Origin of the sequence: Anaerocaecibacter muris (assembly GCF_943192945.1) — a bacterium.
In the GTDB taxonomy this organism is placed as follows: domain Bacteria; phylum Bacillota; class Clostridia; order Christensenellales; family Pumilibacteraceae; genus Anaerocaecibacter; species Anaerocaecibacter muris.
The window spans coordinates 14,323-28,184 of the sequence record NZ_CALPCE010000008.1 but is presented as its reverse complement, the minus strand read 5'-3'; the positions used below and the strand labels follow the sequence as shown (position 1 = coordinate 28,184).

Annotated in this window: 11 protein-coding genes; 10 read left to right on the top strand and 1 reads right to left on the bottom strand. The window is 52.8% G+C overall.

Annotation, left to right across the window (positions count from 1 at the left end):
- Window positions 1-9 precede the first annotated feature (9 nt).
- Complete coding sequence (locus NFR57_RS07675; protein ID WP_251183257.1) at window positions 10-2,595, bottom strand: hypothetical protein; 2,586 nt, start codon at window positions 2,593-2,595, stop codon at window positions 10-12.
- Window positions 2,596-2,816: 221 nt separating this feature from the next.
- Here NFR57_RS07675 and NFR57_RS07670 point away from each other — a divergent pair, with 221 nt between their 5' ends.
- From NFR57_RS07670 to NFR57_RS07625, 10 genes are all read left to right on the top strand, one after another.
- Entirely contained in the window at window positions 2,817-4,328 is a 1,512-nt protein-coding gene (locus NFR57_RS07670; protein WP_251183256.1) for a Ppx/GppA phosphatase family protein, read from the top strand.
- Window positions 4,329-4,384: 56 nt separating this feature from the next.
- Window positions 4,385-4,993 (top strand): Maf family protein, encoded by a 609-nt coding sequence (locus NFR57_RS07665; RefSeq protein ID WP_251183255.1) that lies wholly within the window; start codon window positions 4,385-4,387, stop codon window positions 4,991-4,993.
- Window positions 4,968-5,981, top strand: coding sequence for a rod shape-determining protein (locus NFR57_RS07660; protein WP_251183254.1), 1,014 nt, complete (start codon window positions 4,968-4,970; stop codon window positions 5,979-5,981). The genes NFR57_RS07665 and NFR57_RS07660 overlap by 26 nt, the downstream gene beginning before the upstream one ends.
- A gap of 150 nt (window positions 5,982-6,131) precedes the next feature.
- The gene (gene minD, locus NFR57_RS07655; RefSeq protein ID WP_251183253.1) at window positions 6,132-6,887 is read left to right on the top strand and encodes a septum site-determining protein MinD; all 756 of its coding nucleotides are present in this window, start codon (window positions 6,132-6,134) and stop codon (window positions 6,885-6,887) included.
- A gap of 4 nt (window positions 6,888-6,891) precedes the next feature.
- The gene (locus NFR57_RS07650) at window positions 6,892-7,122 is read left to right on the top strand and encodes a hypothetical protein (RefSeq protein WP_251183252.1); all 231 of its coding nucleotides are present in this window, start codon (window positions 6,892-6,894) and stop codon (window positions 7,120-7,122) included.
- A 49-nt stretch (window positions 7,123-7,171) separates the two neighbouring features.
- The gene (locus tag NFR57_RS07645; protein WP_251183251.1) at window positions 7,172-7,435 is read left to right on the top strand and encodes a hypothetical protein; all 264 of its coding nucleotides are present in this window, start codon (window positions 7,172-7,174) and stop codon (window positions 7,433-7,435) included.
- On the top strand, window positions 7,432-8,349 hold the full coding sequence (locus NFR57_RS07640) for a M50 family metallopeptidase (protein ID WP_251183250.1): 918 nt from the start codon (window positions 7,432-7,434) through the stop codon (window positions 8,347-8,349). The genes NFR57_RS07645 and NFR57_RS07640 overlap by 4 nt, the downstream gene beginning before the upstream one ends.
- 99 nt (window positions 8,350-8,448) lie before the next feature.
- Entirely contained in the window at window positions 8,449-9,882 is a 1,434-nt protein-coding gene (locus NFR57_RS07635; protein WP_251183249.1) for a DUF4132 domain-containing protein, read from the top strand.
- Between the two features lie 127 nt (window positions 9,883-10,009).
- Complete coding sequence (locus tag NFR57_RS07630; RefSeq protein ID WP_251183248.1) at window positions 10,010-11,500, top strand: Rne/Rng family ribonuclease; 1,491 nt, start codon at window positions 10,010-10,012, stop codon at window positions 11,498-11,500.
- Window positions 11,501-11,510: 10 nt separating this feature from the next.
- Complete coding sequence (locus tag NFR57_RS07625) at window positions 11,511-13,727, top strand: MGH1-like glycoside hydrolase domain-containing protein (RefSeq protein WP_251183247.1); 2,217 nt, start codon at window positions 11,511-11,513, stop codon at window positions 13,725-13,727.
- Window positions 13,728-13,862 lie beyond the last annotated feature (135 nt).

Genomic DNA, 13,862 nt, shown 5'->3' with positions numbered 1-13,862 from the left:
TTGCGCGGGTTATCTGTCGTGTTCGTCGTCCGGTTCGAGCCGTTTTTTCTTGTTGCGCATAACTCTGCAAATAATGATAGCGGCGAGCAGTACGGTTACGACGATTACTATTACCGCGACGATAAGCACTATATTTATACCTTCGTATTCTATATAAACGGTTTCGACATAGCAGGTGAGTGTGCCGCGCTCCGCGTCAACATATTTGACTTGCGTGTAACGCTTTGACGAATCGAACGCGCCGACTATTTCCACTTTTGTGCCCGTAGGCAGTTCGGCGATTTTAATATATTCGCCGTCCTGTAATTTGTAGCCCGCGGCAAACTTACTGTTTTTGTAAGAAATGATTTCCGCGTCGTATGCGGGGCGTATAAAGATAGGCTCATAGTCTGTCGTGCTTATGTTGATAGACAGCACATAGCCTTCGTGTTTGCTATCGAGCGAAACGCGGTACCATAGATACCCGTAATCGTCGCGGTAAGACTCGACAAAGTCGAGCATAATGAACTTGACGTTCTGCTCAACCGCCGAATAGTCACGCACAGTCGCGGCGTTGCGGCTGGGGTATTTGTATATAGGCGTTGCGGCGTTGTATATCGCGCCCGTCGGTGCGGGCGGGGCGGAATAGGGCAACGGCTCGGACAGCGCGTTCTTATAAACGTAGCCTTGAACGAGCTTGCCGTTTTCCACGTCGTCAATAAGTATAAGCGAATATTCGCGCGTTTCGTCGAGGTCGTATTTAGGCACAATCACGTTGCGCCCCGCTTTTATAGTGTACACGGCGCGCGTTTCCATGGGCAGGGAATACACGTCCGCGTCGCGCACCGCCGTGCGTATAAGCCCCTCGCCGTAATACTCGGGATCGGTGTTGCCTGCAACGTCGGGAACTTCGTAACTGTCGTCTATGAGCTTTACGCCGAGCGCGGTTTTTCCGTCCGCTTTGAATATGCGGTGACGAACGGTGTCCGTTATTATAACGTCGCCGTGACTTACAAATTCGTTTTCGACCGTGCAGAGCGCGATATGTCCGCTCTTGCCGCCAAGCGTGTACGCTTCGCCGTTAAGCGCGAGCGGCACGGTTTTTGTCGTCGTTCCGTTGTAAACGGTAATGCCGTCGGGCGCGAGAATAAACGCGTTGTCGGCAATATCGACGGCTAACGACACAGCGTCGGACGGCGCGTCGCACACCTTGACGGCGGTCTTGTTGTCCTTAAACTTTACGACTGCGTTGTCGGTAAGCGCGTAAAGAGTTTCGCGCCCCACGCTCAACGTAATCGCTTTGTAATGCGTTTCGTTTGTTGTTCCGATCTTTTCGATCTTGTCCGCCGAACCGCCCGCGCTTTTGTACAGCCCGCCGTCGGTAAGGATGTAAATATTCCCGTCGTAATCGACGGCGATTTGTTTGACTGCGCCCGAATCGACCGCAATCACGCGTTCGTTATCCGCCGAAAAATCGCCGTTGTCGAACACGCCTATTTTGTCGTATTCGTAAGCGACGTACACCGCGCCGCGGCTGTCGCACGCAACCGATACGGGATTTATAAACTGTCTGCCGACGTATTCCGCCATGCGTCCGTAAATAGCCACGCGCCCGTTCATGCTGTCCGCAATGTACAGCGCGGAGTTTTTAACCGCAACGCCCGTCGGCGTGTTGAAAAAGCCTTTTGCGCTACTGCTCGCCGCAAGCAAAGTCCTGTCGGACGAAAGGTCGGCTGATAGCTTGTGCACGCCGTTAAGCGAGTCGAGCGCGTAAACGCTGCCGTTGTATGCGTGTATGACGGAGAACAGCGCGCCGCGAACGTAATGTTTTTTGACAAGCCCGCCGCTTGTCGATACAGAATAAGCGGCAAGCTCGTCGCGAGTGAGCGCGTAAACGTTGCCGACGGAACCGTCCGCGGCGAGCGATAGTATTTCATTGGACTGGCGGAGCTTTGCCGTCAGTTTTCCGTTTTCGGCAACCGTGCAAACGTCCTGTCTGCGCCCGAACGCCGAGTCGGTAGTAACGTAAACCGTGCCGTCGAGAACGGCGACGTATTCGGCATGCACGCTCGACAGCTCGTCCGACATCAATTCGACGGTCTGCGCCGTCGTTTGGTCTATGCCCTGCGCGCCGAGCGACAGGGTAGTAAGCGAGTTTTCGGCAAGCGCGTACAGCTTGTCGCCGCCGACGGCAAAATCGGTAAATTTTTTATCGGAAGCGAACACGTTTACCTCGTCGCCCCGTAACGTTTTAAGCTCGCCGCCGTCGAGCGCGATAAGATATTCTGCGTGATCGCCGTGCTCGGCATGTCTGTAAACTTTGTCGGCGGGCAGGGCGTAGTTCGCGGTTATTTCCGTTTCCGCAGATACCGCAACAGTCGAGTTTGCGCCCGCCACGAGTATGCCCGCTACGTCCGCGTAAACAAACGCGGGCGAGTCAAAGCACATGTAGGTTATGTCCGTGTTTTGCACTTCGACGGGCGTAAGGCTTAACTTCGCGGGCGCGTCCTCTGCGAGCGCGGTACGCGCGCAGAATAACGAACCGAACGCAAGCGCGCACAGCGCCGCGAACACAGCCGCGATTATCGATTTTCGTGTTCTTTTGCCGACAGTCATACTTTAATATTTTATCACGCCGAGAATTAAATGTAAAGAGTTTTGACGGATTTTGTCGAAACGCGGGCGCAGACAGCGGTTTTTCGTCATGGCGATTAGCCAATCTCTACAAAAATTTTTATTAAATTTATTTAAAATACCCCCTTTACAAGATAAATAAAGTATGTTATAATTTGTGTATCAATCAAAATGGGGTTATCTGTTTTACTCGGAGGCTTGCTTTGAAGAATATTGCTATAATCGATTTGGGATCTAACTCCGCTCGGCTGGTATTGGCGCATGTAATAAGCGACGGTTACTTTGTTGTTTACGACGAACAAAAAGAATCCGTGCGGCTTGCGCAGGATATGGAACGCGACGGATATTTAAAACAGGCGCGAATAGCGCAGGCGGTGCGGACGTTAAAGATGTTCCGCAAACTGTGCGACGCTAACAGCGTGGACAAGATATACGCATTTGCCACCAACGCCGTGCGTAAGGCGAAAAATCAACGAAGTTTTTTGGAAGAAGTCAATACCGTTTGCGGGTTTAAAATGGACGTGCTGTCCGAGGAGCAGGAATCGACGCAAATATATTACGGCGTAATCAACTCGCTCGAAATACCCAAAGGCGTTATCATGGACATATCAGGTTCGTCCATGCAACTCATACAGTACAACAGGCGCATGATTCTCAACCGCGTAAACTTGCCGATAGGCACGCTTACTCTGTCGTCGCTGTTTAACGAAAATACCACGCCGTTGCAACAGTCGCAAATGATAGAAACGTACATGCGCGACCAGTTCGCCAATATCGAGTGGATAAAAAATCTCGATCCCGAATACCGCTTCGTGGGTGTAGGCGGGTCGTTCCGCAACCTCGCGAGCATTGTTCAGCGCATAGAAAAATACCCGCTCGGCATGGTACATAATTATCATATCGGCGCGGAAACTTTTAACAAAGTTTACGACATGGTCAAGGTGTTGGACGGCGAAAAGCGTTCTAAAATAAAAGGGCTGTCCGCACAGCGCGCCGATATTTTTTGCGCCGCGCTGTCGAGCATTAAGAGCTTTTTGGACAGCACCGATTTTGACGAAATGATTATTTCGGGTGCAGGCATACGCGAGGGTTTTATGTTTAACCACACCGTGCCCACTACGCTTGAAAAGCCCATTACGGACATACTCGGCTATTCCATTTACACAAGACTGCATTATTTCGATCTTAACATACCGCACGCGGAGCACGTTTGCAACCTCGCAATCCAGTTGTACAAGCAACTGCGCGTACTGCACAAACTTCCGCGACAATACGTGCGCGTATTGCGCATAGCCGCGCTCATGCACGAAACGGGCGTGCGCACCGATTTTTACAACCGTTACAAACACTCCAACTATTCTATCATGAACTCCAATCTTTACGGCGTGACGCACCGCGATCTCGTGCTTGCGGCGTTCGTCGTGCGCGCGCACGACCTTGACGATTTGTCGTATGCGGAGTGGAATAAGTACGGCGGAATAGTGCAGGAGGAGGACTTGGTCGCGGTCATGCGGCTCGCGGTTATTCTGCGCATAGCCGATTCGCTCGACCGTTCCATGTCGGGTTCGGTCAAAGCCATTACGTGCGACGTGCTCGGCGATTCGGTTATAATGAAGACCGAGGTGGAAGGCGATTGCTCGCTCGAAATTAAAGACGCGCTCGGCGCGGGCGCGGACTTTGCCAAGGCGTATAAAAAGAACCTCGAAATTCTTTAATCGTTAAATAAACTTAAACCGCGATACGTCGCGTAACTTAAAAACTTTACGGAACAATGACAGATAAAAACACCGAAAACGGCGTGTACGATATAGTTCTTGCCACGGCGTCGCCGCGCCGTCGCGCGCTCATAAGCAGAATAGAGTGTGTGCGCCCCGTGTTTATGCCCGTCGATGCGGACGAAGTAACGACGGGCAGCGCGGAGCAGACTGCGCGTATCAACGCGCGGTTAAAAGGCGAGAGCGCGGCGCGGCTTACGGAGTTGCCCGTGCTCGCGTTCGATACGGTGGTCGGGCTGGACGACAGGGTGTTCGGCAAGCCCCGCACGGCGGAAGAAGCCGTCGGCATGTTTAAAGCGTTGTGCGGGCGCACGCATACGGTTGTAACTGCGGTATATTTTCGCGTAAATGGGAAAATATTTGAAAAAAGCGAAAAAACTTCGGTTACTTTCGGTGCGTTCGACAAAGATTTGGTGTATAATTATGTGGACAGCGGCGCGCCGTTCGACAAGGCCGGCGGATACAATATAGACGACGCCCCAATAAAGCCGCTTATTACCCGTATCGACGGAGACTATTTTAATGTAGTCGGACTGCCGATAACACTGACCGAAAAACTTATCGAGGAGAAACTAATCAATGGCGAAGATGGATATAGCGCTTGATCTCGGAACGTCGTATACGTCGATTTTCGTATCCGGCAACGGTATCGTTTTGCGCGAGCCGTCCGTCATAGCGTACTTCGACGACGGAGGAAGAAGACGGGTGCGCGCCGTCGGTAACGAAGCGTATAACATGACCGACAAAGCGCCCGAAAAGACTAAAACCGTTTGCCCGATCATAGACGGTTCTATCAAAGACCCCGACGCTTGCGCGGAAATGCTTAAAGAGTTTATCGAGCGAATTATGCCCGATTCGTATATGATCCGCCCGAAAATCCGTTGCGTGCTCGGCGTGCCGACGGGGATAACGGTTGACGAGCGCGAAATGTACGAAAGCGTGCTCATGCGCGCGGGAATAGACGATATTTCAATGGTTAATTCGGTCATGCTCGCCGCTATCGGCGTGGACATGCCCGTGTCGTCCGATTTCGGCGGGTTTATAGCGTCGATAGGCGGCGGCTCGACGGAAATAGCGGCGTTAAGTTTGTGCGGCATAATTTCGGGCTGTTCGGTGAATATCGGCGGCGACATGATAGACCGAGTGCTTATGGACAGCATAAGCGGCATATATAATCTTAATGCGGGTCGTCCCGTAGTCAAGAGCGTAAAGGAAAAAGTTTGCAGTCTTATTCGCAACGACTGCGCCACCGCCATGATAAGCGGTATAGATATAGAAACCAAAACAATCCGAGCGCAAGCGGTGTCCGCGGACAGGCTTTACGACGCGGTTTATTACTATTACATGAATATTATCGACGCGGTGGAAAGCGTTATAAACACGTGCTCGCCGACGGTCGCCGCCGAAATTCAGCGTTGCGGCATTACCGTGGTCGGCGGCGGTGCAAAAATCCCCGGGCTTGCCAAACTGATGAGCGAGGCGTTAAGGCTTAAAGTTAGGGTGCCGCGCGAAGCGCAGTACGCAACCGCGCTCGGCGGCGGCAAGCTGTTGTCCGACCCGTATTTGTTGGAAGACATATTGTCGCACGCGTAAGATATTAGTTTGCGCGGCGCGCATTTAAACCGCATAGCAGCATATCTGTGCGGCGCGATAAAACCGTTGACGAAATAAATTTTAATATACGACAAAACCGTACAAATTTCCGCTTGCGCAATACCCGCGTAAGCGGTTATAATTATGACGATGAAAAGTATCGTTATCACATCCGGCAAAGGCGGCGTGGGCAAAACGACGGTGACCGCCTGTTTGGGGCGCGCGCTGGCGGAGCTTGGCAACAGGGTGGTTTTGCTCGACGCGGACTTCGGGTTGAATAATCTCGACGTGGTGCTCGGATTGGAAAACCGCGTTGTGTACGACGTTGCGGACGTGATTGAAAACCGTTGCAGGGCGCGTCAAGCGCTTGTCGAAGCGGATACGCGCAATCTTTTTCTGTTGCCGTCCGCGCACGGGTATTTGGGCAACAACGTCACCGCGCAAAATATCAAGCTCGTGCTTAACGGGCTTGCGCCCACTTTCGATTATGCGCTTGTCGATTGTCCCGCGGGCATAGAGGCGGGGTTTAACCGCGCCGTCGGCGCGTGCGACAGCGCATTGGTAGTCACAACGCCGCATATTAGCGCGTTGCGCGACGCTAACAAGGTGGTTGCGTTGCTGTCGTCGTACAACATGAAGCCCACGCTCGTAATAAATCGCGTGCGCGGGGATTTGCTTGCGAGCGGGAAGATCCCGAGCAAGGACGAAATAGAAACGTTGCTAAAAGCGACCGTGGACGGCGTAATACCCGAAACGGACGGAGTTTATAATCTTGCGGCAATGCCCAAAAAGCCGTTCGACATGCTGGCAAAGCGGCTGTGTTTCGGCACGGGCGAACCGCTCGATCCCGCGGCGGACTATCGCGGGTTTTGGGGCGCGATAAAGCGCAGAATGAAACGGAGTTGATGTTATGAACGAAGTTACGGAGCGCATTGCGCGCATGATAGAAAACGACGGGAACGCCGCGATTAAGCGCGTGTTGCGCGTTGCGCAAAGCGACGTTATGGCGTTGCTGTGCGAATTTATGGACGTTCGCAAACTCGATATGACAGTGGACGTCGCGCAAGGCGGTTACGCGCTGACCGTCACCGCGGACGTCGCGCGGTTCTTTGACGTGGGAAAAACAAGCGAATCGCTGTGACTTGTCCGTCGGCGTAATGAGTTGACTTTGTCCGTCATATATTTATCTTATGGATAAATATACGGGTTGCAATATTGTGGAAAGCGCGGTCACCGAAATTCCGCGCAAAAAGTGCGCGCGCAGTGTAAAACCGCGCAAAACGTTTTGGGCGCGACTGTTGTGCGCCGCCGCCGCTGTCGGCGCGATTGTCGCTTTGCACTATTTGCCGATAGCTGTGTTAGACCCCGTCAAAAGCGCGCTACGCGACGTGTTTTGTTACGATGTGTTCGGGCGATCGGACTTCGGTACGTCGTCGTTTTTCAGTGCGGAATGATTAAAAGCAAGCGGCGCGCGGGCGGAGCGCGCTATAAAAAACGATCGAACGACGCGGACGAAATAAAGATCTATATTTCGCCCGTCATGTTCGTAATGGCGTTGTACTTCGTGGCGATGGGCATGACTTATGAATTTTTTTGCTCGCTCGCGGCGGTGCTTTTGCACGAGTGCGCGCATGCGCGCGTCGCCAAAAAACTGGGTTACGAACTCAACCTGATAAAGCTGATGCCGTATGGCGCGGCGCTGTGCGGGGAAGCGGACATCAATTCCAAGCACGAAATAAGAATTGCCGTTGCGGGTCCGCTGTTAAACTTTGTGTTCGCAACGGCGTTCGCCGCGCTGTGGTGGCTTGTGCCGTCCAGTTATATGTTTACCGAAGCGTTTTGCAAGTGCAATCTGTTTATAGGCGTGTTCAACCTTTTGCCCGTGTATCCGCTCGACGGAGGCAGGGTGTTGCTCGCCGCGCTGTCGCTAAAACACAAGCGCGCCAAAGCGTACAAAATCATGCGCATTGTGTCGGCGGCGAGCGGCATGGCGGCGCTCGCGCTGTTTGTGCTGTCGGTGTTTTACGCGCCCAATATTTGCTTGTTAAGCGTCGGCATATTCATGCTTGTGTCCGCGTTTATTCCCGACAGACGCGCGCAATATACCGCGCTTTTTGCAAAAAGCAGTAGGCGCGAACGGCTTAAAGCGCCGCTCGAAGTGCGTGCTTTCGCCGTGTCCGAAAACGCGCAACTCGGATCGCTTGTCGCGTCGCTCGACGCGGACAGATACAGCGAGTTCGTAGTTTTCGACGACGGCGCGCTTGCGGAGCTGGGCAGAATAGACGAAACGCGGCTGACCGAGGAAATAAAGGCGCGCGGCTATACGGACAGAATAGGCGATGTGATAGATAAAAAGCGGCGCGGATAAACTTGCTTGGGATTGCGTCGTGTGGCGGACGCGTTATTGTTTTTGCGTTAAATAACGTAACGCCTTGATTTTTGTTTTAAGCTGTGCTATAATTTGCGTATGGACTACTTGGAGAGTTTACGCGGTTTAAAGGGCAGCGCCCTCGACGGAATAGCGCGCGCATTGTACGAGCGCGATATTCGCGCGTTCGAGGAAATTATCGTTCGCCTTGCCGTCGGAGGCGATCCGCGCGATTACGAAATCGCGGCGACCATGCTTGCTACCGCGCTTGTAAGCGCGGGTCCGTCTAAAAACAATTACGCATCCGCGCGCTTCGGCACGGAGGACGGCGAGGAATATGTCAATATGCTTATATCCGCGTGCATGCGGTTGGGCGCGGACGAGCACGGGTATATGCCTATGCTTTTGCATGCGCAGTATGCGCAAAAGGGCGGCGTGTTGCGCGGTTGGGATAAGGCCGTCGATAGGTTGCTTGAAAGAACGGCGCGCGCGGACTTTGACCGTGCTGCCGATTTAATCGATAAATACGATAGAAAGTTCGGCAAATATTCGGTTTTGTTGAAAGCGGACAGGTCGCGCGCGATCGAGCGTTTGCTCGGCATGGCGCTTTACGGAAAAAACATCAATAAAGCCGCGGTGCGCGACGTGCTTATGGACTATACCGAGGTTGCGGACAGGCTTATGTCAATGTATTCGGGCGCGTCTGCGCACGACCGCGTGGCGATAGTGCGATTGCTGTGCGCGTTTAAAAACGACGGGGTTGTGCACGAATTTTTGCGCGAAACCGTTGCGCGCGACAAGTCAAAGTCGGTGCGCGAGGCGGCGCAGGCGGGGATTAAGACTGCGCGCATAAAAAACGCCGCGGCGTATCTTGAAAACGCCATGGCGGAGGGCGTTGCGCATACGGTGACGGAGTGGACGAAATTACTGTCCGATCCCAAACTCGGCGAGGTTGCGGACAGGATATTTTTTTACATGCCCGCATCCAGCGGCCGCGCGCGCGTGCTTGTTTACAACGACGGCGCGCTATTGGGCGGCGACGACAGACCTATAACGGACGACGGCGCGCCCGTGTATATACTGCACCCGCTCGACGTAACGGCGGATTGCGCGGGCATACTCGCAATGGATATAGCACAACCGTTTTTACAGATTAAGCGTCCCGTGTTTCATTCGCTGTCGGGCGAAAATTTTTGTTCGAGCAGGCTTGCGGGCACTATGATAGCGCGCGCCGAATTTTACGCAAACGTCAAGCGTTGCGGGTTCGAGCTGTGCGCCAAGCGTTCCGCGGACGAACGCAATATTTTCGTCAGGCGGTTGGGGGCATACGTCATAGGCGCGGAGTGCGACCTTCCCGAAAGTTCCGCGACCGTCAGTTGCGGCAAGCTGTACTACTATGCGGCGGCGGACGTAGTCAAACTGAAACGCAATCTTTACATATCGAGCGCGCACCCGCTCGACGTTAGATCTGTGCCGCGGCGCGAGTTCAGCGAGCTTACATATTTGGCATACAAGCTGTTCGGCGAGGTATAAAAGTAAAAGCGCGGCGCGCGAGGTTGTTAAAAACGATAGACAAAACGTTGGATTTGTAGTATACTTAATAAAGTATCGTCTGAATTTTTGTTCGCAAGCCAATCGTGATTTAAAATCGAGGTTCCGTTTGAAAAGTAAAATTCTCGTTGATTACGAATCGTTTATGTGTAGCGTTGCCCTTTTGGAGGACGGCGTGCTTAAAGAATTTTACGTCGAAGACAGGGACATGGAGCGCATAAGCGGCAATATTTATAAAGGCAGAGTGGTAAACGTTTTGCCGGGGCTTGCCTCGGCGTTTGTCGACATAGGAAAAAAGAAAAACGGGTTTTTGGCGGCGGCGGACATGCTCGAAAACCGCACCGTGCTCGCTCGATCGGGACAGCTCCCCACGCATTTGAGCGTCGAGGAAGGGGATTACGTGCTTGTTCAAGCGGTAAAAGAGCCGACGGAAACCAAAGGACCGCGGTTGTCCGCAAATATTTCCATACCCGGTCGATACGTCGTGTATATGCCGACGGTCGATTTTATAGGCGTGTCCAACAAGATAACCGACGAGCCGACGCGCGAGCGGCTTATAGAATTTTTGGATAAAAGCAGACCGCGCGAGGGTTGCGGGCTCATTGCGCGCACAGCCGCCAAGGACGCGCACAAGTCGGATATTCTCGACGAGATCAAGTATTTTGCGAGCATGTACGACCGAATTTTGGAAAAGTACGCCGCAGCCGAGGGCGTGGAAAGGCTGTCTACCGACGGCGATTTGATATTCCGTTCGGTGCGCGATCTTTTAAATTCGACCGTGGACGAAATAGTGTGCAACAGCGCGCCTATCGCCGAACGGCTTAAAAAATATTTAAAACGCAATCTTGCAAGCTCCGTAAAAGTTACGGTAGAGGACAGGACTGATATACTCAAAAAGTTCGGCGTGCTCGGCGAGGTCGAAAATCTGTTGTATTCCAAAGTCGAGCTCGAAAGCGGCGGCACGCTTATTATTGACCATACCGAAGCGCTTACCGTTATCGACGTAAACACGGCGCGGTATATCGGCGACAGCGACAGGGAGCAGACCGTGTTCGATATCAACTGCGAAGCGGCGCGGGCTATTGCTCGGCAACTGCGGTTGCGCAATATCGGCGGCATGGTCGTTATTGATTTTATCGACATGCAAGACCCGTTGCACAACGAGGAAGTTGTAGAGGTTTTGCGGCGCGAAACGTCGTTCGACCGCATGCGCACGCGCGTGTTGCCTATGACCGAGCTGGGTCTTGTGCAAATGACGCGTAAAAAGACGGGCGCGGAGATCGGGTCTATTCTTTTACAGCAATGCAAGGCTTGTCACGGCACGGCGCACGTGGTGTCGCCCAATTTCCTCATGCGCAAGATTAAATCGCGGTTGATAGATATTTTCAACGATTCGGTTTGTACCGCCGCGGTGGTCGCCGTCGGGCAGGATATGTTCGAGCGGCTGTCCAAAAGCGATTGGCAGCTGTCTTTCGACGGGTTCGACGGGAAAGTGGTTTATATAGTTTCGGACGCGGAAGTGAACGAAAATTCGTTCCGCATAAGCGCAAAGAGCGGACCTATTCTGTCCGTTCCCAATAGCGCGTATCTTTTGGCATAGCGGAGGCGACGTGAAGTATATCAATAAAGAATACGGATTTGCGTTCCGCCCGCCGTTCTTCGATAAGTTCCGCGAGCAGTCCGAAACGGGTCCGAAAATAGGCGACGAAAACTATCCTCGGCGTTGCATTATGGGCGTCGGGTACGATTACGGCGCAATCAACGGCGCAATGCTCGTCGGCAAGCACGGCTCTATGTGGGGCATACGCGTGCTTTATTACGCCAATAAAAAATGGTTGGACAACGACGACTTTGTTACCAATATGGGCAGCGCGTGCGCCAATACCGCCGACGGCGGGTTTGCGCATTTTACGTCGGGACCGTTGAGCGTTAAATGGGTGCGGCATAACGACCGCTCTTTGGTTTTGCAAGTGGGGTCGCGCCGCAAACTGCGCGTGCGCGTCATTTTTTATCCGTGTTACGATTGCCCGGGGGAATTGTCCATAGAGGGCGACAAGGTAAGCGGAAGAAGTCCGTACATGGCGATTGTTCCCGGTACGGTCGAACTTACGGACAACAATGCCGTTTATCGCGGCAGGTATTTGGTAGAGGACGACAGCAAGCGCGAGTTTTTCCACGCGGTTGCGTACATGCCGCCATCAGATTCGGCGAACGGCGCGTTTAACGAAGCTATTATGGAGTTTGTCATCAATCGCCGCCAGCCTAACGTTTGTTTGTACGCGTGCGTCGGCGACGACGAAATTTTGGATGCGGAGTTGCCGCGTTACGACAGGGTGCGCAGTCTTATAGAAACGAGCGAACTGCGTTACGGCGTGAATAAAACCATGGGGTCGGGCGACCTCGGCGGCGCGGTCGAGCGCATGTTCAACGCCGTGCTGTGGTCGCGCGTATACTATCCGTATTTGCTTACCGAAATTTTTTCGCCCAACCGCACTATGCTCGATAAACATTTCGACATAGACGGCACTGACGAAAACTGTTCGGCGATACTCGGTTGCTACACGGGCACGGCGCAAGCCGTACAGCAACTGCGCTACACGCTCGAAGATAAAATTATGGCGGTGTTCGCGGTGTGGCATAACTATATGCACCAGACCGATCGAAGCGGTATGCTTGCCGAATATCGCAAACTCGTAAAGCTGTATCCGCCGATCGCCGCGCCTGTCGTCGCCGAAAAGAACAAAAACGACGTTGCGTATAAATGGACGGATTCGCCGCTTAAAGAAAAATTCAACCCGTCGCCCATGTTCAGCCTTGACATGTCGTCGCTCAAACTGTTGGCGTTCGACGTGCTGGAACGCGTCGCGGCTATGTTCGACCTGCCCGAACGCAATAAGTACGCCAAAGCCAAGCGCGACATGCAAAGGATAATAAACGAAACGTTTTGGTGTGAGGGCGAGGGACTGTATATTAACAGATACACGACGGGGCAGTGGGCAACCGCTGTCGGCGCGACGTCCTTTTATCCGTTGCTCGCGGGCGCGGTGGACTCGCCCGAAAAACTGTCGCGCATTGTCAACAATCTGACCGATCCCAAACGGTTTTGGGGCGATTTCGTTATCCCGACGCTGTCCATAGACAACAGGGAGTTCGGCAAAACGTCCAAGCCCGACAACAACGGCAAGCGCACGCCGCCGTACCTCGAATACCGCGGAAGCATTGTGCCTTACGTCAACTTTATTGTTTATCACGGGTTAAAGCGGTACGGACTGGACGAAATAGCGGGCGCGGTCGCGCAAAAAAGCGCGGCGTTGTGGTCGGCTAACGCGTCCAATAACGTGGAAAATTATTCTGTATACCTGCCAAAGGGTAAGCGCGCTCGCGCCGACGAGTATCTATCCGCCAACGGCAATATGCTCGCGCTTATCGGCATGCAGGAACTTATCGACGTGGAGTATTTTCGCCCCGACCTTAAAAACGCAATCGCGTTCGGCACGTTTATAACGGGCACGAACACCGTAACCAATCTTAAACTTTTGGACAGCGTGTACAGTATAGAAGTTACCGACGAAAGTACGGCGGTAATCATGGATGACGTCAATATGTTTAAGGGCGACGGCGGCAAGTTTATAGTGCGAAATTTCGCGCTCGACGGAAGCGGCGGCGGCGAGTTTATGATAGACGCGCGCCAAAATATAAGCGTCAATCTGAATCTTCCCGACGGCAATAAAAAAACCGTTAAATACTTTTTTATCGTGCCTGCGGGCAAGTCTATCGTCAAAGCTATCGGCGGCATGGTCAATATAAGCAAGATAGACAACGCTTGATATACTCATAAATATAGGAAATAAAAAAGCTCACCCGTTTTACGGGTGAGCCGAATATGATAAGCAAATCGAACCGTTGAAATATTTGTCCGATTTGTAATTTTATTATGTGCGGATTGTTGGCGTTTATGCGTT

Bases quoted from the DNA above. Each gene is read 5' to 3' on its own strand.
- minD (WP_251183253.1), top strand. From the start codon at position 6,132: ATGAAAAGTATCGTTATCACATCCGGCAAAGGCGGCGTGGGCAAAACG.
- NFR57_RS07635 (WP_251183249.1), top strand. From the start codon at position 8,449: ATGGACTACTTGGAGAGTTTACGCGGTTTAAAGGGCAGCGCCCTCGAC.
- NFR57_RS07665 (WP_251183255.1), top strand. From the start codon at position 4,385: ATGACAGATAAAAACACCGAAAACGGCGTGTACGATATAGTTCTTGCC.
- NFR57_RS07660 (WP_251183254.1), top strand. From the start codon at position 4,968: ATGGCGAAGATGGATATAGCGCTTGATCTCGGAACGTCGTATACGTCG.
- NFR57_RS07675 (WP_251183257.1), bottom strand. From the start codon at position 2,595: ATGACTGTCGGCAAAAGAACACGAAAATCGATAATCGCGGCTGTGTTC.
- NFR57_RS07640 (WP_251183250.1), top strand. From the start codon at position 7,432: ATGATTAAAAGCAAGCGGCGCGCGGGCGGAGCGCGCTATAAAAAACGA.
- NFR57_RS07650 (WP_251183252.1), top strand. From the start codon at position 6,892: ATGAACGAAGTTACGGAGCGCATTGCGCGCATGATAGAAAACGACGGG.
- NFR57_RS07645 (WP_251183251.1), top strand. From the start codon at position 7,172: ATGGATAAATATACGGGTTGCAATATTGTGGAAAGCGCGGTCACCGAA.